The following is an 18,920-nucleotide window of genomic DNA, read 5'->3' on the forward strand; positions in this document are numbered from 1 at the left end:
GGCCGCTATAATACCGCCCCGTTTGCGCCTTCCTCAGCGCCTGACGGCAAGGGGGCGCACCGACTATCGCCCTCTTCCCTTCGAGCTCCCCGACCATGAGTTTGTTCTCCGCTGTAGAAATGGCACCGCGCGACCCGATCCTTGGCCTGAACGAGGCGTTCAACGCGGACACCCGAAGCACCAAGGTCAACCTCGGTGTCGGCGTCTACACCAACGAAGAGGGACGAATTCCGCTGCTGCGCGCCGTCGCCGAAGCGGAGAAGGCCCGCATCGCCGCCCATGCGCCGCGCGGCTACCTGCCGATCGATGGCATCGCCGCCTACGACAAGGCCGTGCAGAAGATGCTCTTCGGCGCCGACTCCTCCCTGTTCGCCGAAGGCCGCGTGGTCACCGCCCAGGCCCTCGGCGGCACCGGCGCGCTGAAGGTCGGTGCCGACTTCATCAAGCGCCTGCTGCCCGACGCCGTGGTGGCGATCAGCGACCCGAGCTGGGAAAACCACCGCGCGCTGTTCGAATCCGCCGGTTTCCCGGTGCAGAACTACCGCTACTACGATGCCGCCAGCCATGGCGTCGACCGCGCCGGCCTGCTCGCCGACCTGAAGGCCCTGCCGGCGCGTTCGGTCGTCGTGCTGCACGCCTGCTGCCACAACCCGACCGGCGTCGACCTGCAGCCGGAAGACTGGAAAGCCGTGCTCGAGGTGCTGCGCGAGCGCGAGCACGTGCCCTTCCTCGACATCGCCTACCAGGGCTTCGGCGATGGCATCGACCAAGACGCCGAAGCCGTGCGCCTGTTCGCCGAGTCCGGCCTGGCGTTCTTCGTCTCCAGCTCCTTCTCGAAATCCTTCTCGCTGTACGGCGAGCGCGTCGGCGCGCTGTCCATCGTCACCGGCACGAAAGACGAAGCCGCACGCGTGCTCTCGCAGCTCAAGCGGGTGATCCGTACCAACTACTCCAACCCGCCGACCCACGGCGCCAGCGTCGTCGCCGCCGTGCTCGACAGCCCCGAGCTGCGCGCCCTGTGGGAAGAGGAGCTGGGCGAGATGCGCGAGCGCATCCGCGGCATGCGCGTGGCACTGGTCGATCAGTTGGGTGCCCTGGGCGCCACGCGCGACTTCAGCTTCGTCGCCCGCCAGCGCGGCATGTTCTCCTACTCCGGACTGACCAGCGAACAGGTCGAGCGCCTGCGCAGCGAGTTCGGCATCTACGCCGTCGGCACGGGGCGCATCTGCGTCGCCGCCCTCAACCACGGCAACCTCGGCGCCGTGACCCAGGCCATCGCCAAGGTCCTCTGAAGCGTCGCCGGCAGCTCGCGCTCGCGCGCAGGCTGCCGGCCGATTCAGTCATCGCCCGGCGCTTTGCAGTAGTTGACTTCTTCTTCGTAATCAGTAGGATGCGCGTCGTTGTTCCGCGATAGCTCAGTCGGTAGAGCAAATGACTGTTAATCATTGGGTCCCTGGTTCGAGTCCAGGTCGCGGAGCCAAATTCGAAAGCCTCGGTTGTACCGGGGCTTTTTTGTATCCGCCCGGACTCGCACCAGGGACTGCGTCCCCGGTTATTCGCTTACGCTCACCCCTGCGGGGCCGCGCTGAAGCGCGTTCGGCTGACGCCGTCGAGTCCAGGTCGCGGAGCCAAATTCAAGAAGCCTCGGTCAATACCGGGGCTTTTTTGTGCTCGAAGGAAATCTGCTGAAGCGTGCTTTGCTCCCCTCTCCCATTCATGGGAGAGGGGCCGGGGGTGAGGGCTGCGGAAACACACGGAGCCCAAGCGAACACCATGGCGCCTCCGGCCAAACAAAAAAGCCCTGGGCACCACGCCCGGGGCTTTTCCTTTACCGCGACCCCTTCACAGCGTGATCCGCGTCCCCAGCACCTCGAGAAACTTCGCCAGCCACACCGGGTGGGCGGGCCAGGCCGGGGCGCTGACCAGGTTGCCCTGTACGTGGGCCTGGTCCACCGGGATGTCGATGTACTCGCCACCCGCCAGCCGCACTTCCGGCGCGCAGGCCGGATAGGCGCTGCAGGCGCGGCCTTCGAGCACGCCGGCGGCGGCGAGCAGTTGGGCGCCATGGCAGACGGCGGCGATCGGCTTCTTCGCGGCGTCGAAGGCACGCACCAGCTCCAGCACCTTGGCGTTCAAGCGCAGGTACTCAGGCGCACGGCCACCGGGGATCACCAGCGCGTCGTAATCCTCGGCACGCACGGAGGCGAAATCCGCATTCAGTGCGAACAGGTGACCGGGCTTCTCGCTGTAGGTCTGGTCGCCCTCGAAATCGTGGATCGCGGTGCGCACGGTCTGCCCCGCCTTCTTGTCCGGGCAGACCGCGTGGACGCTGTGGCCGACCATGGCCAGCGCCTGGAACGGCACCATGGTCTCGTAATCTTCGACGTAATCGCCGACCAGCATGAGGATCTTCTTGGCAGCCATGAGCACTCTCCTGAGGGTTGAACAGCAGCGCTACCAGCCTAGTTGGCGAACGGCCGATCCGCGCGGTTTGGATCATCGAAGCGCGTTCAGCGGCGCCGGTCGAGAAGATTCACCACCAGCCGGTCGATCCAGCCCCACAGCCGCTGGTAGAGCCGCTTGAGCAGTGGTCGCGCCCGCCAGTCCTCGAGGGTGATCTCGCGGCTCTCGGCGAAATCAGCGATGAAGCACTCCTCGGCCTCGCGGGTCAGCGTGCGGTCGAAGGTCTCCACATTGGCTTCGAGGTTCCAGCGCAGGTTCCAGTGATCGAAATTGCATGAACCGACGCTGACCCAGCCGTCCACCAGCACCAGTTTCATGTGCAGGAAACGCGGCTGGTACTCGAAGATGCGCACCCCGGCGCGCAGCAGCCGCGCGTAGTAGCGCTGACCGGCGAAGCGGATCGGCGGATGGTCGGTGTTGCGACTGGTCAGCAGCAGGCGCACATCGACGCCGCGGCGCGCGGCTTTCATCAGCAGGCGGCGGACTTTCCAGGTCGGCAGGAAGTACGGGGTCGCCAGCCAGATGCGTTCCCTGGACTGGTTGAGGCTGCGGATCAGCGCGCGGAGGATATCCCGATGCTGGCGCGCCGCGGCGTAGGCCACGCGGCCCATGCCGTCGCCGAGGCTCGGGCTAGGCGGAATGCGCGCAGGCTGCAGCGGATCGCTCGGCCACCAGAAGCGGCGCTCGCCGCAGCGGGCCCACTGGTAGGCGAACAAGGCCCGCCAGTCCTGCATCAGCGGGCCTTCGATCTCCACCATCACCTCATGCCAGGGCAGTTCCGCGATGTCCGGGTTCCAGAACTCGTCGGTGGCGCCGGTGCCACCGACGAACGCCAGGTGCTCGTCCACCAGCAGCAGCTTGCGGTGATCGCGAAACAGGTTGCGCACGCCGCGCTGCCAGCGCAACGGGTTGTACAGGCGCAGCTCGATGCCGGCCGCCTCGATCTGCGCGCGGGCCGCGCTGCCCAGTTTCAGGCTGCCGAATCCGTCGAACAGGCAGCGCACCCGCACTCCGCGCGCCGCCGCGCCGACCAGCGCCTCGATCAGCCGCTGCACGCAAACGCCGTCCTCGACCAGATACAGCTCGAGGTCGACGCGGGTCTGCGCTGCGGCGATGACCTCCAGCATGCGCGGGAAAAAGACCGACCCGTCGACCAGCAGGGCGAAACGGTTGCCGCCGCGCCAGGGGAATACCGCGCCGTCCTGCATCACGCTGGACGCGCTGCCGCGACGGGACTGGCCGGGTTGGAACGGGAAAACGACGGGCGCATGCAAATTCCTGTTTCGGTGCGCGGGACAGCGGTTACAGGCGGCGGCCGGAGGTACGCCGCATCAGGGGTGCCACTGGAAGGTGAGCACCGCGAACACAGGGACTTCAGGGGTGATATCGGGGACCGCGGAAATCTCCTTGAGACGCTGCAGCCCCTCGACCAGATCGAAGTCTACGGCCTTGAGCAGGACCGGCTCCAGCGTGCTGACCTGCATGTTGTGCTCGCCGATGCGGCTGACCAGGACCTCGGCCTTCAGCCGGCGTTCCTGGCCGTGCAGGCTGAGCTTGAATTCGAGGGTGTCGATCTTCGACGCGCCGACCGCGAGGGCTTCCCAGGTCGCCAGGTCGACCTGGCTGCTGACCTGCGCGTCGCTGAACCGGGCGATCTGGAACAGGTCGTTGCGCATGCGTTCGTCCCGCAGCGCTAGACCACTGTCGAGGCCACTGAACGGCACCATGATGCGCACGCCGCCCTGCGCATCGACCACGCCGGTGAGGCCGGTGAAACGCTGCACCTCGGCGCTGTCGCCGCGTTTCACCGAGACGAAGCTGATCCGCGAGTAGTCGGTCTGCAGTTGCCAGTCGGCCATCGCCAACGGGCTGAGGAAGAACGCGAGCAAGAGCGTCAGACAGCGCATGGAACCTCCGCGAGGCGGCCGCCGCACCGCCTGCCCAGGTGACGCGACCATCCGTGATTCGTTGATCTCAGCCGCCATGGGCTGACGCCGAAAAACGGCGCCGACAGACGACGGAACGCCCGGCGCAGGCGCAGCGGCCTGCCGCCGAACGCAGGTATAGGCAGGGCAATGCGCCGCGGAGTTCCCCGCCACCCTTTGCATGGCAACGGGAAATCGCGACGATCGACGGAGGGGAATGACGCGAGGTGCGGCGCTTACTTCGGAATGCGGTAGTCGTTCGGGCCCATGAGGTCGATGCCGCATTCGAGTTTCTCGATCCAGTCGAGGAACGCACCGACCATCGCCTTGCCGACGAAGGGCTGGCCGTGCTGCGGAACGATCATTTCCAGATCCGGAATGCCGCGCACCATCTGTGCCCAGAGTTTGCAGGCCTTGTTGCTGGCCATGTAGCGGCGATGGAAGCCTTCCATGTGCGGCACGTGGGCGGCGAAGTCCCGCACCGGGCTGGCGTCGTCGACCATCGAGGCACCCATGTCGCCGGAGAAGAGGATCTTGCTCACCGGATCGTAGATCTGGAAGTTGCCCACCGAGTGCAGGAAATGCGCCGGCACCGCCTTCAGCAGGCTGCGCCCCAGCGGGATCGCCTGGCCGGCGTCGGGCAGCGCGATGATCCGGTCGTAGGTGGAAATGCCGTGGCTGATGGCCAGATAGTTGGCCGTCAGGTGCGGCAGGAAACGCGCCCAGAGTTTGGAACAGATCACCTTGGCGCGGGTGTGCAACAGCCACTTGTCCAGCGAGGCGATGATGTCCGGGTCCTGGTGCGAGGCGAAGATGTAGGTGAGTTCCTGCAGATCGATGCGCTTGGAGAGTTCCAGCGACAGCGGCGTGTAGGTCAGGTCGCCGCCCGGATCGAGCAGCAGGTACTGTTCGTGATCGGTGATCAGGAACTGGTTGGACTGGACGCCGTCTCCCGTGACGAGATCGTCGAACATCATGCATTGGTGGGTGCCGTTGTCGAACAGCACGATGGGTTCGCGTCGCATGGAAACCTCGTCGTAGAGTGCGCCGCGACCTTAACCGGCGTGACGCTTTGCCCCACTGACTTGTGTCAAGCCGCGTGCCACGGGGCTTTCGACGCCCGGGCTCAAGCGACGAAAACGCCCGTGCCGGATCGGCTCCGTGCGGCAAGCTCTGAATCACCGTTCGTAAGCCTGACGTAATCTTGCGCGCAAATTAATGGCAGTATGCTATCACTCCCTGTAGTCTCTGCCATGCGGTGAGGCATGACGCCCTTCTGGAGCCGCACATCCCAAGGAGGGAGTCGCACCACTAACCCCGAGCCGGATGAAGTAACCGATGACACGTCGCAACCTGGTACTCCTGCTGGCATTCGCCAGCTTCAGCACCGTCGTATCGGCAAGCGGTATGGTGGCGGGCGCGCTGAACATCGGCATCACCCTGCAGGCCAGTTGCGAAGTCGGCACCCAGGCGACGAAGGACGGTTACCGGCTGGAAAACCACGACTGTGCCGGCGCCAGCCGTTTCCGCGTGGTGCAACAGGCGGGCAGCAACCGCACCGCCTTCGATCTGCAGCCCAGGTCCACCCTCACCCTCTCGGCCGACAAGGCGCCGACCGTGGTCACCCTCTACTGGTAGCCCCCTGCGTCGGCTCAGTAGCTGACCGTCAACACCACGTTATCGATGTAGGTTCCCACCGGTACGTTGGCCTGGGTCGGGTCGATGATCGCCTTGAATTCGAAGCTCTGGCTGCTGCCCGTCCCCACCGCGGGAAAGGGCGTCGCGGTATTCACCACGGTGACCCCGTCTGGCCGGTAGATGTTGTAGCGCAGGCGGTTCGCGCCGCTGGCCAGTTGTCGCCACGGCGCCTGGTAGTTCTGTCCATTGCCGAAGCCCAGGGTGAAGCCTTCGGTGTTGGTACAGCGGACCACCACGGTCTGGGTGCGCTGGGCGAACTGCGATACCAGCGCCTGCGCGCCGAAGTCCACCGCCGCCAGCGTGCTCAGCTGGCACGCCTTGGTGACGACCAGCTTGACGCTGATCTGGGCCAGTGCGCCGGTTCCCCAGTTGGTCGGCGTGCAGTTGAGCACGCAGGCCGTTCCGGTCGGCTGGACCACTCCGGGACTGGTGTCCCAGGTGCACAGGTTGAGCACGCCGGACGGGCAGATCGCCCAGTACCAGCGCACCGAGACGGTCCCCGTGTAGGTGCCGGCCGGCACGTTGGCGCCGAGCTGGGTGCGCGCATAGAGCGGCACGCTGATGCCCGATCCGCCGATAGCCAGGAGGTTGGTGGCGCCGAGGGTGAGGGTCTGCCCGGCCAGCATGGCCTGGGTGTAGCCGCTGTCGGAGTACAGGTTGAAGGGCACGCTGCCGCCCTGGTCGCCGGTCAGCACCAGGGTGCTGCTGAGCAGGGTGACGCGCAGGTAGGCCCCGGTCACCAGTTGCAGCGATCCGCTGCAGGTCAGCCCGCCCGCCCCTGCCGCCTGCGAGGTGGTGGTGGGCAGGGTCAGCGAACTGGTGGTTCCCAGGTTGATGTCCGAGGTCGTGGTGTTGCAGGCCGCGGCCTGTTGCAGCGTCAGGCCGGCCAGCAGAAGCATCGGCAGCAGCCAGCGGCACATCGGGGAAACTCTGTTCATGGCGCTCCGGTGGTTCGATGACAGGTCAGGGGGCCGATCTGCGCCATTTCGGCGATCTGCGGGTCGATGTCGAAACGGGCGCGGCACTGGCCAGCCTCGGGAGTCCGTACGTCCAGCTCGTTGTGCGCGGCGAGGTTCTCGAAGTAGGCCACGCCGTCCCAGCCGACCTGGCTTCTCCCGGTGCCGCCGACCAGCGTGGCCACCGCGCCCTGGGGCAGGAATGCGCCGCTTTCGTCGACCAGCACGACGCTGGCGGAAAACTGCCGGCGCAGCGTGAAGGCGAGCAACGCGCCGCTTCCCTCGCCCACCGCGATGAACTGCTGGGTGTCGCCGGCGACCACGTTGCTCGGCAGGTTCAGCAGATCCACCTCGTACTGGCCGCGGTAGTACGACGGCACCCAGGGCACCAGGAGATGGCCGTTGCGATCAGTCTCGCCGATCAGTTGGTGCTCGAAGGTCACCGGCACGCCTGGATAGCCCTCGGTGCTGACCAGCACGAAGGCATCGTCGACCCGGTTGGTGGCGAACAGGCCGCCGTCCATCGCCACCAGCGAGCCGCTGGCGTCGCCCCAGTGGGTCATATCGCCAGCATCGTTGTAGGCGCCGCCCTGCAACTGCACGCTCTGGTTGCGCCAGGTGAAGTCGGCCTGGGCGTATTCGCTGTCGCCGCTGCCGTAGCCGAGGTTCATCCCCACGCCGCCTTCGCTGGGTGCGTTGCGGCTGTAGTTGACCCGCTGCGAATAGCGCCCGCTGCGGCTGCGGTCGGTGCTGGCGCTGAGGGTCGAGAGCATGTCGAAGGGCACCACCACCTGCGCCTGGGCGGCGAAGCCGTCCTCGTCCAGCACGCGGTTGAGCGATACGTAGAAGCTGATGTTCTTCCACAGGGTGCGCGACCAGGACAGGTTGATCAGCCGGGTGCTGTTGCCGTCCTGCGCCAGGTTGGCGAAGTAGCCGAGGCCGACCGAACCAAGCCCTGACGGGCTGAAGGTCAGGGTTACCTGGTCGCTGCGCTTGAGCAGGAAGTTGTCCAGCGGACGCGCGTCCAGCGCCTCTACCACGCTGAGGTCGGCGTAGCCACGGGTACGCTCGACGCGCTGCGCCGAAACGCCGAACAGGCGCGAGAAGTAGCTGTAACCGAGGCTGTATTGCTGGCCGCTGTCGGTGTAGCGGCTCTGGCTGACTGAGGAGGTGACGCTGCCGAAAGTGCCGACCGAGAAGGTGCTGCCGACGCCGGTCAGCTGGAAGCCGCTGGTGGTTTCGGCGTGGCTTTCCAGGGTGATCCGGTCGTTGAGGCCGTAGCGGAAGGTGCCGCTGCCGGCATAGCGCCCGTAGGAGAAGTTCTCCAGCCCGTAGTTCTGCCGCAGCCGGCCGAGGGACAACGAATAGTCGGTGAGGCCCTTCTGCAGCAGCGTATTGGTGACATAGAACGGCACCGTGGTCGCCACCTGGCGACCCAGCGCATCGGTGGTCACCACGGTGGCCTGGCCGGCGCCGCTGATCACCGGCGCGCTGTTGAAGGTGAACGGCCCCGGCTTGAGGGTCTCGCTGCTGACCCGGGTGTTGTCGATGAACAGGTCGACGGTGCTCGGCACCGAGGCGTCGCCGGAGAATCGCGGCATCGGATAGGTGATCAGGTCCGGACGCAGGGTAAAGTTGCGCGACAGTTGTACGCCACCCAGGCGCACCGCGCTGTTCCAGGTCAGCGCGCCGCTGACCACGTCGCCCGCGGCATAGCTGAGCAGGCACTGCTGATCGTTGAAGCGCCAGAAGCTGTCGTAGCGGTAGTAGCCGTCGAGATCGCGAACACCGCCGAAGCTGCGCCGATAGACGCCGCTGTTGGAGAACACGCCCTTTTCGCCGAACACGCGCTGCTCGGTGAACGCGCTGGCCAGCGCATTGCCGCCTTCGGTGTTGCTGTAATAGACGTCGTAGTTGAACAACGCGCCCAGCGAGGTGACGGCCTCGACCCGTTCACTGCTCTTGCTCACGCCGATCTGCTGGCGCGGCAGCCATTCGACCGGCACGTCCAGCCGGAGCTGCTGCATCTCCTGTTCGTAGGTGCTGCGCACGCCGGCGAGGCTGTCCAGCGAGACGGGGTCGGCGCCCTCGGCCTCGAGCTTGAGGCCGGCGGCGATCAGGTCACGCCGCGCCACGAGATAGCGCTCCCCGACGGCCTGCACCTCGATGATCTGCCCGGTCGGCAGCTCGTTGAGCACCAGCTCGAGGAACAGCTGCATCGGCTCCTCGTCGGCCGACGCAGCCGTGCCGACGATGCACAGGCACAGCAGCAGCGATCGGCGACACGCCCGCAAAACACTCCATATCAGCCCCCGCACGCTGGCCCTACCTGCTACTGAGCACCGATGGTCTGCGGATCGCTGCGCTCGTTCACCCGTGCCTCAAGGGTGAACGCGCCGGGCTGCACAGCCTCCGGCATCAGCCAGCGCATGTCGGCGCCGGGCAGCACGTAACCGAGCAGCCCCTCGGCAACCGGCACGGCCTTGCCGCCCTGGACCAGGCGAACCTCGGACAGTCGCGCGTGAACGCTGCCGGCGTTGTGCAGGCGCAACCAGCGGCGGCCACCTTCGCTCTCCACGCGATAGCTCAGGGCCACGGCGGCCGCCTTGTCATCGGCGATGGCGGCGCCGTCCTTTGGCGCGGCCAGGCCGGCGCCGTAGACGAACAGCGGCACCGAGTAACGCATCTGGAACTGCACGCCGGCCTTGTCGCCCTGGGGGCCGCCTTCCGGGATCAGCTCGTCCACCAGCACGCGGTAGGCTTGCTCGACGCCCGGCGGCGCGGGCTGCCGGCGAATGAGCCGGATCAACTGACGCTTGCCTGGTTCGACGCTGATGATCGGCGGGCTCGCGACAACGCCCTGCTGCGCGCCGAGCTGGTCGGCGAAACCCTGCTGCTTCCAGTCGAGTACGCGCGTCTGCAGCTTCACCGGCGCGTCGCCACGGTTTTCCAGCCAGAGCGCGACACCGCTGCCCTCGCCCTCGATGACCGGGTTGATCGGCCAGATCAGCACCGAGGTGGCGGCCTGCGCGCTGCCCAGCAGACCGGAGAAACCCAGCACGCCGAGCAGGCGCCGGAGGGTACGGAGATGACGGGAGGAACGGGCATCAGGCATGGGAGGATTCGTTCTCAGTAGGTGACAGTCACGGTCACCACGTCGGAATACAGACCGGCCGAAGGCAACGGGCTGCTGGCGAACAGACGTGCGTACACCGGCAGGGACAGCGTGCCGCCGGCGGGAAAGGTCATGCTCAACGGCGTCCCGCTGTTCTGGTCGCCCCACACCGTGGCGTACGAGGCGTCCTGATATAACTGATAGCGTAGTCGCTCACTGCCTTTAGCCATGTAGCGCGCACCCGAGGCCGCATTTGCGCCGCTGTTCAGCGAGATGGTCAGCGCGGTGCCGGGCGTGCATTGCAGCTGGATCGAGCCACCACTGACGGTGCTCGCCACCTTGACGTCGGCGCTCAGGCTGGCCAGCTGGCCGAAGTCGATGCTGCCGAAACTGGTGACGTCGGTGCCGCCGCCACCGAGCACGCAGCCGGCCTGCACCGCGGCGCTGAGCTGGAAGCTGGCGGTCAGGGTCAGCTCATTGCTGCCGGTATCGGCCGATGCCGCGCCCGGCATTCCCGCCAGGGCCGCCGGCAGGCAGGCCAGGCACAGGCGCGCGCGAAATCCAGGCCGCCTTTTCACCAGCTGATCGTCACGGTCAGGGTGTCGGCATACACGCCGGCCAGCGGCACGGCCTGCGCCGGGACGCGCCCGTATACCGGCAGCCACTGGTCCTGGCCGTTGCCGGTGCGGCTGACGCCGGTGCTGTCGTTCCACACGGTGGTGAAAGCGGCGTCGGTGTAGAGGTTGTAGCCAAGGGTCTTCGCACCAGGGCCGGTCATCGTGCGATTGGCGACCGAGCCGGAACCGCCGGCGCTGATCAGCACGCGGTACGGGGTGTTGTTCAGGCAGTTGACGCGCAATGCGCCGGAACCGGCCTGGCCGACCATGCTGACCGCCGAGTCCAGGGTCAGGTAGGTGCCGAAATTGAGGGTATCGAAGGAGACCGTTCCCGAGACGCTGCTTCCTGCCGTGCAGGCGGGCAGCAGGGTGGCCTGAACGCCGAGGGTGGCGGTCTTGCTGGCGGCGTGGCTCGCGTAGGAGCCGCCGAGCAGCGCCGCGAAGAGCGCGGCGCGCAGCAAGAAGTTCCAGGCCATGGTCGAGTGCTCCGCAGGCGGGCGTGGAATTACCAGGCGACCGTGACTTGTACGGTGTCCAGGTAGGTGCCCGGCGACGGGGTGGTCTGCGCCGGAACGCGACCGTAGACGACCAGCTCGCTGTTGTTGCCGGTGCCGACGCCGGCCAGCGTGGTGCCGCCGTTGCTCCCGTTGCCCCAGGCCTGGCTGCGGCTGGTGTCCTGGTAGAGGTCATAGTTCACGAACTCGCCGTTGTGCTGCATACGGCGCTGGTTGCCGCTGGCGTTCTGGCCGGAGTCGAGGGCGACGCTGTAGGCGGTGCCCTGGCTGCACTTGACGCCGAAGGAGCTGCCGCCGCCCGAGCCGACCGAGCGACCGTTGACGATGTTGGCGAGGTCGGCGTAGCTGCCGAAGGTCAGGTTGCCGAAGGCGTTGTTGGAACCGTCATTGGTACCGTTGGTGACGGTGCAACCGCTACCGACGGTGATCTGCACATTCATCTGGCCTTGCAGGGTGCCTGCAGCGAGGGCGGAACCGGCAGAGAGGGAGGCGATTACGAGGGCGGCGCCGGCGATGATTTTCTTGGACAGCATCTTCATTCTCCTTGGCGTACCTGGAGAGAGGTAGGTTCACGAGGCGCTGCCCATCAGCTGCGATGCACGTCGTTGTGTCGGTACGCTTGGGGTGAATTTTATTGACGCCGGTCAACCGCGGAAATTGGGTAAACCCCTACGAGCCCCCTAAGGCCGCGCCCTAAGGGCCCTAGGGTGGCGCTTTGCCAGCCTTCTCTCAGGCGTTCGCCAGGGCCTTTTCCAGGCGTCTGGCGCGGGCCTTGGCGGCCAGATTGAGCAACCCCGCGTCCCGCTGCCAGAGGGCGGACCAGTGGGAAGGCCCCGCCGCGAAGGCCGCATCGAGTTCGCCGCGCAGGGCATCCATCTGCGCGAAAAGCCCGGCGAGCAGGAGGTGCGTCGCCGAGGCGCGCGCGCACAACCGTCCGACTTCGGCGCAACCGGCGAGCAGTGCCAGCAAACGCAGGCGCAACGCCTGCGGCCAGTCGCATTCCATGCCGACGCCGTAGACCCAGGCCAGCACCGCACTCAGCACATGGATGTCTTCGAGGGTGCGGAACGGCTTCGTGTAGTCGTCCCAGCCATCGCCGGCCAGGCGTTGGCACTGCGCGCCCTGCAGGTGCAGCCGGCCATGGGCGATGTCGGGCATCAGCGGCAGCGCCGGCAGTTTTTCCACGCGCACGCCGGGTGCGCCGTTGCGCACCACGCACAGCGCCAGTCGCGGGGACGCGCCCGGCGCTTCGTCGCGCGCGGCGACCAGCAGCCAGTCGGCGGCATCGGCGGCGGTGACGAAATCCTTGCGCCCGTCCAGCAGCAAACCGTCCAGGCGCGTCTGCATGTCCGCCGGCCGGGTGCTGCGCTGCTCGGTCACGCACAGCGCGCCGAGGCTGGCCGGCGCCGATGGCCAGAGCACGCGAAGCGCAGCCTGGTAGCCACCGAGAAACGCCAGCCCGGGCGTCGCCGCCAAGCGTCCGGCGAGCATCGCCAGCTCCATCGGCGAGCCTTCGCCCGCCCGCTGCAGCAGGGCGTCGTACCAGTCGTCCAGGGCCAGGTCGGCGGGCAGCCGATCGAGCGAACCAAGCAGGGGCTGCCAGGGCATAGCGATGTCCTCGGTGGGCGTCATGCAAGTGTCACCGAACGGTCATCCGGTCGACACCACGGGTACCTAGCCTGAGCTTGCCCAACATTACCGACCGGCCGCAACCCGCTGCCCCCGGAGGCTTGCCATGACGCAACTCGCCCTTGAACGCGAAACCCGCCACGCCCGTCGCCTGCAAGCCGAACGCCTGGTCGGCCGGCGAGCCCTGCAGGAGGCGCAGTCGCTGCGCTTTCGGGTATTCAGCGCCGAGTTCGACGCGCACCTGGACGGCGCCGACGCCGGGCTGGACAGCGACGAGTTCGACCGGCACTGCAGCCACATCGGCGTGCGCGACCTGCAAAGCGGCGAGCTGGTCGCCACCACCCGGCTGCTCGACCACCGTGCCGCCGCCCGCCTGGGGCGCTTCTACAGCGAGAAGGAATTCAAGCTGCACGGTCTGGACGGCCTGCAAGGTCCGCTGCTGGAAATCGGCCGCACCTGCGTCGATCCGCGCTACCGCAACGGCGGCACCATCGCCGTGCTCTGGAGCGAGCTGGCCGAAGTGCTGAACGAAGGTGACTACCGCTACCTGATGGGCTGCGCGAGCATCTCCCTGCGCGACGGCGGCATCCAGGCCCAGGCGGTGATGCAGCGCTTGCGCGAACGCCATCTGAGCACCGAACACCTGCGCGCCGAGCCGACCAACCCGCTGCCGCGGCTGGAGCTGCCGGACAACCTGATCGTCGAGATGCCGCCGCTGCTCAAGGCCTACATGCGCCTGGGTGCCAAGGTCTGCGGTGAACCCTGCTGGGACCCGGACTTCCAGAGCGCCGACGTTTTCGTCCTGCTCAAGCGCGACGAGCTGTGCCCGCGCTACGCCCGTCACTTCAAGGCGGCCGTCTGATGCGCGCCGCCCTGCGCTTTACCCGGCTACTCGCTGTGCTGGCCCTCGGCGCGGCGCTCGGCGGGCTGGTGGCCCTGCTCTGCGCCCTTACCCGACGCGAGTTGCTGCCGCTGCGCCAGCGTCTGACACGGCGGTTCCTTGCCCACCTGGGGCGCGCGCTGCCATTTCGCCTGCGCATCGAGGGCACGCCGCCGCGCCAGCCGATGCTGTGGGTCAGCAACCACGTTTCCTGGGCCGACATCCCGCTGATCGGCGGGTTGGCGCCGCTGTCCTTCCTGTCGAAGTCCGACGTGCGCCACTGGCCGCTCGCCGGCTGGCTGGCGCAGCAGGCCGGCACCCTGTTCATTCGCCGTGGCGCCGGCGACAGTGGCGCGCTGAGCCAGTCGATGGCACACCGGCTGCGGCGGGGCCTGCCGGTGCTGGTTTTCCCTGAGGGCACCAGCAGCGACGGCGCCTGCGTGCGGCACTTCCACGGGCGCATGCTCGGCGCCGCCATCGAGGCCCAACGGCCGCTGCAACCGCTGGCGATCAGTTACCTGCGCGACGGCGAGCGCGATCCGCTGGCGCCCTTCGTCGGCGACGACGAGCTGGTGACGCACCTGCGTCGCCTGTTCGCCGGCGAGATCGCCGAGGTACGCATCCAGTTCCTCGAACCCATCGCCAGCCTGGGCCGCAGTCGCTCGCAACTGGCCGACCAGGCGCGCACCTGCATCGAACGCGCGCTCTACGGGGAACCCGAGGCTGCCCGGGCCGCCTGAGCCGGCACCAGCAAAAAGCCCCTGGACGATCACTCGGCCAGGGGCTTTTTGTTCATGGCCGCTTAGCTGCGCGGCGGTACGCAGAGGATGTCACAGTCGAGCCCGCGCAGAAGCTCCACCGCGACGCTGCCGTGCATGTGGTTATCCGAGGTTTCCCGCCCGGGCGTGCCGATCGCCAGCAACTGCGGCTGAACCTCCAGCGGCAGGCGGCTTACGATCGCCAGCGGTTCCTCCCCGGCCACCAGCAACTGGTAGTCGTCGAACTCGACATGCTGGCCGCGGAAGAACTGGCGCAACGCCTGGCGCGCCTGCGCCTCGGCGCCCTCGCCCGGCACGAAGGCATGCAGCACCATCGGATGCAGCGCCTCCAGCAGCCCCAGCGCGCGCGTCGTGCGCAGCACGTCCGCCGAGCGCGGCGACAGGTCGAGTGCCAGCAGCAGCCGTTCGTAGGGCGCATTCGCGCTGCCGACCCGCAGTACCGGGATCGGGCTGCTGCGAATCACCCGCTCGCTGGTACTGCCGAGGAACAACTGCCGCAATGCCAGGCGACGGTGCGTGCCGACCAGCAACACCTCGGCGGACAACCCGCGGGCGACCTCGATGATGGTTTCCTCGACATTGCCGCTGGCGACCATCACCCGCGGCCACTGGCCGGCGACCTCGGCCAGTTTCTCCGCCTTGGCCAGCAGCAGGTCGTTGACCTGGCTGACCACCCGTTCGACCAGCACCGACGGCACGTCGTCGTCGACCACATGCAGAATCGTCCATTCGCAGCCGAAGCGGCCCGCCAGCTGCGCGGCGCGCAGCAGCGCACGGTCCGAGCGGCTGGATAGGTCCGTTGCCACCACCAATCTGTCCATGTGTTTCCTCCGTGCCTGCCTGGGTCGAGCGGCTTATTCGACCCGAGTGCCCGCGCGGGGCCGTTGATACAGGTCAGCGAAGAAAGTCGCGCTGCGGCGGGCAGGATTCAGGTGGAGGTTTGCCGCACGAAGCCGAGCAGTTCGGGGTAGAACAGCCGGAAATCGTCGCTCAACGGCTCGTACAGGTCGCTCAGCAGAGGCAGCGTGCCGGCCAGCAACTCCGGACGCGACAGGCGCCGGCTCATGCCCTGGATCACCTGGCCGAGCACGGCGAACTCGCGGTAGCTGCCGAGCCAGTCCTGCGCGGCCATGCGCGGGGCGACATAAGCCAGGCGCTCGGGCAACGCCGGTTCCCCGGCGAGCACCCGATAGACGTGCGCGGTGAAGGCATCCAGAGGCTGCTCGGCGTAATCCGGCCAGTCGCGTGCCAGGCAGTGGTCGAAGAACAGGTCGAGCAGCACACCGGCGATGCGCCGGTGTTGCAGCGGGAAGCGCTGCTTGGCCTGGCGTACCAGCGGATGACTGTCGGTGTAGGCGTCGATGCGCCGATGCAGACGGATCGCCGTTTCGATGGGTTCGGGGAAGCGCCCTTCCAGCGGCCCTTTGACGAAGTCGCCGTAGAGACTGCCGAGAAGTTGCGCCGGCTGCTCGCCGCCGAGGTGAAGGTGTGCGAGGTAATTCATCGGCCCAGTGTGCGATGCACGCTACCGGCTGTCATGTCCTGGATCGATATATTTGCATATCGCGAAATACCGATATAAAGTTCGCTCCATCGCGATATACCGTTTTACCGGAACACCGGAGAACCCCCATGGCCCTCGACCTCGACGGCATCATCAAAGCGCTGGCTCACCCGGTACGCCGGGAAATCCTGCACTGGCTGAAGGACCCGCACGCGCATTTCACCGAGCAGGACCATCCGTTCGAGATGGGTGTCTGTGCCGGCAAGATCGACGCGCGCGCCGGGCTGTCGCAATCGACGATTTCCGCGCACCTGGCGACCTTGCAGCGTGCCGGCCTGATCAGCAGCAAGAAGATCGGCCAATGGAGTTTCTTCAGCCGCAACGATGCGGTGATTCGCGAATTCCTCCAGCAGTTGAGCGACGAGCTTTGAACAGCTGCTAGTAGGACCTGGTCCTGCCCTGGCCCTTTGGCCACTGCCACCACTGAATTACATCAGGAGCCGGCGCATGCCTACTTCGCTTCTCGTACTCGCTTTGTCCGCGTTTGCCATCGGCACCACCGAATTCGTCATCATGGGCCTGCTGCCCGAGGTGGCAGCCGACCTGCGCGTCTCCATCCCCGGTGCCGGCTGGCTGGTCACCGGCTACGCCCTGGGTGTCGCCATCGGCGCGCCCTTCATGGCCATGGCCACGGCGCGCCTGCCGCGCAAGGGCGCCCTGCTGGTGCTGATGAGCTTCTTCATCGCCGGTAATCTGTTCTGTGCGCTGGCCGCCAACTACGACCTGCTGATGCTCGCCCGGGTGGTCACCGCGCTCTGCCACGGCGCCTTCTTCGGCATCGGTTCGGTGGTCGCCGCCAGTCTGGTGCCTACCAACCGCCGCGCCTCAGCGGTGGCGCTGATGTTCACCGGTCTGACACTGGCCAACGTGCTCGGCGTGCCGCTGGGCACCGCGCTCGGCCAGGCCGCCGGCTGGCGTTCGACCTTCTGGGCGGTGACGCTGATCGGCGTGGTGGCGCTGATCGGCCTGTGGAAAGTGCTGCCGAACAGACACGACGAGGAAAAGACCGACCTGCGCGCCGAGCTGCGCGCCCTCAGCGGCGCCGGTGTGTGGCTGGCGCTGAGCACCACGGTGCTGTTCGCCGCCTCGATGTTCGCCCTGTTCACCTACGTCGCGCCGCTGCTCGGCGAAGTCACCGGCGTGTCGCCACGCGGGGTGACCTGGACGCTGCTGCTGATCGGCCTGGGTCTCACCGTCGGTAACGTGATCGGCGGGCGTCTGGCCGACTGGCGCCTGCGCACCACGATGCTCGGCGTGTTCGCCGCGATGGCGCTGGTGTCCACCGCGCTGAGCTGGACCAGCCACGCCCTGGTGCCGACCGAAGTCACCCTGTTCCTCTGGGCGGCTGCCTCCTTCGCCGCCGTGCCGGCGTTGCAGGTCAACGTGGTCGCCTTCGGCCAGGACGCACCGAACCTGGTTTCCACCCTGAACATCGGCGCCTTCAACGTCGGCAACGCCCTGGGCGCCTGGGTCGGCGGACTGGTCATCGACCAGGGCCTAGGCCTGACCCGCGTCCCCCTGGCCGCCGCCGTGCTCGCCGTGCTGGCGCTGATCGCCACGCTGATCACCTTCAGCGCCGGCAAAGCCCGTCTCATGCCTGTAACCGAATGACCAACGCAACCGGAGTAACGAACATGCCTACGCTTTTCGATCCCATCAAAGTCGGCGACCTCGAGTTGCCCAACCGCATCATCATGGCGCCGCTGACCCGCTGCCGCGCCGACGTCGGCCGCGTGCCCAACGCGCTGATGGCCGAGTACTACGTGCAGCGCGCCTCGGCCGGGCTGATCATCAGCGAGGCCACCTCGGTCACGCCATTGGGCGTCGGCTACCCCGACACCCCCGGCATCTGGTCCGAGGAACAGGTCGCCGGCTGGAGCAACATTACCCAGGCCGTGCACGCCAACGGCGGACGCATCGTCCTGCAGCTGTGGCACGTCGGGCGGATTTCCGACCCGCTGTACCTCGACGGTGAACTGCCGGTGGCGCCGAGCGCGCTGAAACCGGCCGGCCACGTCAGCCTGGTGCGCCCGATGAAAGAGTTCGTCACCCCGCGCGCGCTGGAGACAGCGGAGATCGCAGGTATCGTCGAGGCCTATCGCAAGGGTGCCGAGAACGCCAAGCGCGCCGGTTTCGACGGCGTGGAAATCCACGGCGCCAACGGCTATCTGCTCGACCAGTTCCTGCAGGACTCGACCAACCAGCGCGACGACCAGTACGGCGGCTCGCTGGAAAACCGTGCCCGCCTGATGCTGGAAGTCACCGACGCAGTACTCGGCGTATGGGCGCCGGGCCGTGTCGGCATGCACCTGGCGCCGCGCGCCGATTCCCACGACATGGGCGACTCGAACCGCGCCGAGACCTTCGGCTACGTCGCACGCGAGCTGGGCAAGCGCGGCATCGCCTTCATCTGCGCCCGCGAGAAGGAAGCCGACGACAGCCTCGGCCCGCAACTCAAGCAGCAGTTCGGCGGCGTGTACATCGCCAACGAACGCTTCACCAAGGAGCAGGCCAACGCCTGGCTGCAAAGCGGCAAGGCCGATGCGGTCGCCTTCGGCGTTCCCTTCATCGCTAACCCGGACCTGCCGGCACGCCTGGAGGCCGATGCGCCGTTGAACACGCCGCACCCGGAAACCTTCTACGGCCAGGGCCCGGTAGGCTACATCGACTACCCGCGCCTGTGAGGCATCAGCCGCAATGAAAAAGCCCCGCAGTCGCGGGGCTTTTTTTGTTCGGCGCAGTCTGGGAGACATCATCGTAGGGTGGTGGGCTTCAGCCC

General features: G+C 67.2%; 20 protein-coding genes and 1 tRNA gene. 8 read left to right on the forward strand and 13 right to left on the reverse strand.

Annotated features, from left to right (window positions below; translation table 11 throughout):
* Positions 1-95 precede the first annotated feature (95 nt).
* Positions 96-1,292: an amino acid aminotransferase gene (locus QMX85_RS04170; RefSeq protein ID WP_282338943.1), complete on the forward strand. Its 1,197-nt coding sequence runs from the start codon at positions 96-98 to the stop codon at positions 1,290-1,292.
* A gap of 112 nt (positions 1,293-1,404) precedes the next feature.
* A tRNA-Asn gene (locus QMX85_RS04175) sits at positions 1,405-1,480 on the forward strand.
* A gap of 362 nt (positions 1,481-1,842) precedes the next feature.
* On the opposite strand, the gene QMX85_RS04180 is transcribed toward QMX85_RS04175, so the two are convergent.
* From QMX85_RS04180 to QMX85_RS04195, 4 genes are all read right to left on the reverse strand, one after another.
* Positions 1,843-2,424 carry a DJ-1/PfpI family protein gene (locus QMX85_RS04180; RefSeq protein ID WP_282338944.1) on the reverse strand — a complete coding sequence of 194 codons (582 nt, stop codon included), beginning with the start codon at positions 2,422-2,424 and terminating at the stop codon, positions 1,843-1,845.
* An 86-nt stretch (positions 2,425-2,510) separates the two neighbouring features.
* Positions 2,511-3,671, reverse strand: coding sequence for a phosphatidylserine/phosphatidylglycerophosphate/cardiolipin synthase family protein (locus tag QMX85_RS04185; protein WP_282338962.1), 1,161 nt, complete (start codon positions 3,669-3,671; stop codon positions 2,511-2,513).
* A gap of 123 nt (positions 3,672-3,794) precedes the next feature.
* Positions 3,795-4,370 carry a YceI family protein gene (locus tag QMX85_RS04190; RefSeq protein WP_282338945.1) on the reverse strand — a complete coding sequence of 192 codons (576 nt, stop codon included), beginning with the start codon at positions 4,368-4,370 and terminating at the stop codon, positions 3,795-3,797.
* A 254-nt stretch (positions 4,371-4,624) separates the two neighbouring features.
* Positions 4,625-5,413: an MBL fold metallo-hydrolase gene (locus QMX85_RS04195; RefSeq protein ID WP_090227485.1), complete on the reverse strand. Its 789-nt coding sequence runs from the start codon at positions 5,411-5,413 to the stop codon at positions 4,625-4,627.
* 313 nt (positions 5,414-5,726) lie between these two features.
* Here QMX85_RS04195 and QMX85_RS04200 point away from each other — a divergent pair, with 313 nt between their 5' ends.
* Positions 5,727-6,026 carry a hypothetical protein gene (locus QMX85_RS04200; RefSeq protein ID WP_282338946.1) on the forward strand — a complete coding sequence of 100 codons (300 nt, stop codon included), beginning with the start codon at positions 5,727-5,729 and terminating at the stop codon, positions 6,024-6,026.
* A 14-nt stretch (positions 6,027-6,040) separates the two neighbouring features.
* On the opposite strand, the gene QMX85_RS04205 is transcribed toward QMX85_RS04200, so the two are convergent.
* The 7 genes from QMX85_RS04205 to QMX85_RS04235 form a co-directional block, all read right to left on the reverse strand.
* Positions 6,041-7,024: a spore coat protein U domain-containing protein gene (locus tag QMX85_RS04205; protein WP_282338947.1), complete on the reverse strand. Its 984-nt coding sequence runs from the start codon at positions 7,022-7,024 to the stop codon at positions 6,041-6,043.
* On the reverse strand, positions 7,021-9,261 hold the full coding sequence (locus QMX85_RS04210; RefSeq protein WP_282338948.1) for a fimbria/pilus outer membrane usher protein: 2,241 nt from the start codon (positions 9,259-9,261) through the stop codon (positions 7,021-7,023). Before QMX85_RS04210 ends, QMX85_RS04205 begins: the two co-directional genes overlap by 4 nt.
* 113 nt (positions 9,262-9,374) lie before the next feature.
* Positions 9,375-10,157: a molecular chaperone gene (locus QMX85_RS04215; protein ID WP_282338949.1), complete on the reverse strand. Its 783-nt coding sequence runs from the start codon at positions 10,155-10,157 to the stop codon at positions 9,375-9,377.
* A 14-nt stretch (positions 10,158-10,171) separates the two neighbouring features.
* Positions 10,172-10,735, reverse strand: coding sequence for a spore coat U domain-containing protein (locus QMX85_RS04220; RefSeq protein WP_282338950.1), 564 nt, complete (start codon positions 10,733-10,735; stop codon positions 10,172-10,174).
* Positions 10,732-11,250, reverse strand: a complete 519-nt coding sequence (locus QMX85_RS04225) for a spore coat U domain-containing protein (protein ID WP_282338951.1) — start codon at positions 11,248-11,250, stop codon at positions 10,732-10,734. The genes QMX85_RS04220 and QMX85_RS04225 overlap by 4 nt, the downstream gene beginning before the upstream one ends.
* Before the next feature lie 29 nt (positions 11,251-11,279).
* Positions 11,280-11,822, reverse strand: coding sequence for a spore coat U domain-containing protein (locus tag QMX85_RS04230; RefSeq protein WP_282338952.1), 543 nt, complete (start codon positions 11,820-11,822; stop codon positions 11,280-11,282).
* A 196-nt stretch (positions 11,823-12,018) separates the two neighbouring features.
* The gene (locus QMX85_RS04235) at positions 12,019-12,897 is read right to left on the reverse strand and encodes an acyl-CoA dehydrogenase family protein (RefSeq protein WP_282338953.1); all 879 of its coding nucleotides are present in this window, start codon (positions 12,895-12,897) and stop codon (positions 12,019-12,021) included.
* Between the two features lie 127 nt (positions 12,898-13,024).
* Here QMX85_RS04235 and olsB point away from each other — a divergent pair, with 127 nt between their 5' ends.
* Both olsB and QMX85_RS04245 read left to right on the forward strand, forming a co-directional pair.
* The gene (olsB, locus tag QMX85_RS04240) at positions 13,025-13,780 is read left to right on the forward strand and encodes an L-ornithine N(alpha)-acyltransferase (RefSeq protein ID WP_282338954.1); all 756 of its coding nucleotides are present in this window, start codon (positions 13,025-13,027) and stop codon (positions 13,778-13,780) included.
* The gene (locus QMX85_RS04245) at positions 13,780-14,538 is read left to right on the forward strand and encodes a lysophospholipid acyltransferase family protein (protein WP_282338955.1); all 759 of its coding nucleotides are present in this window, start codon (positions 13,780-13,782) and stop codon (positions 14,536-14,538) included. The genes olsB and QMX85_RS04245 overlap by 1 nt, the downstream gene beginning before the upstream one ends.
* A gap of 62 nt (positions 14,539-14,600) precedes the next feature.
* Here QMX85_RS04245 and QMX85_RS04250 read toward each other — a convergent pair whose 3' ends face one another.
* On the reverse strand, positions 14,601-15,398 hold the full coding sequence (locus tag QMX85_RS04250) for a universal stress protein (RefSeq protein WP_090227510.1): 798 nt from the start codon (positions 15,396-15,398) through the stop codon (positions 14,601-14,603).
* A gap of 107 nt (positions 15,399-15,505) precedes the next feature.
* Entirely contained in the window at positions 15,506-16,081 is a 576-nt protein-coding gene (locus QMX85_RS04255; protein ID WP_282338956.1) for an ACP phosphodiesterase, read from the reverse strand.
* 128 nt (positions 16,082-16,209) lie between these two features.
* Here QMX85_RS04255 and QMX85_RS04260 point away from each other — a divergent pair, with 128 nt between their 5' ends.
* The 3 genes from QMX85_RS04260 to QMX85_RS04270 all read left to right on the forward strand — a co-directional run bounded on the left by QMX85_RS04260 (position 16,210) and on the right by QMX85_RS04270 (position 18,825).
* On the forward strand, positions 16,210-16,512 hold the full coding sequence (locus QMX85_RS04260) for a helix-turn-helix transcriptional regulator (protein ID WP_282338957.1): 303 nt from the start codon (positions 16,210-16,212) through the stop codon (positions 16,510-16,512).
* Between the two features lie 76 nt (positions 16,513-16,588).
* Positions 16,589-17,752, forward strand: a complete 1,164-nt coding sequence (locus QMX85_RS04265; protein ID WP_282338958.1) for an MFS transporter — start codon at positions 16,589-16,591, stop codon at positions 17,750-17,752.
* Between the two features lie 23 nt (positions 17,753-17,775).
* On the forward strand, positions 17,776-18,825 hold the full coding sequence (locus QMX85_RS04270; protein WP_282338959.1) for an alkene reductase: 1,050 nt from the start codon (positions 17,776-17,778) through the stop codon (positions 18,823-18,825).
* Positions 18,826-18,920: the final 95 nt, after the last annotated feature.

Origin of the sequence: Pseudomonas sp. PS02288 (genome assembly GCF_029959715.1) — a bacterium.
In the GTDB taxonomy this organism is placed as follows: Bacteria; Pseudomonadota; Gammaproteobacteria; order Pseudomonadales; family Pseudomonadaceae; genus Pseudomonas_O; species Pseudomonas_O kuykendallii.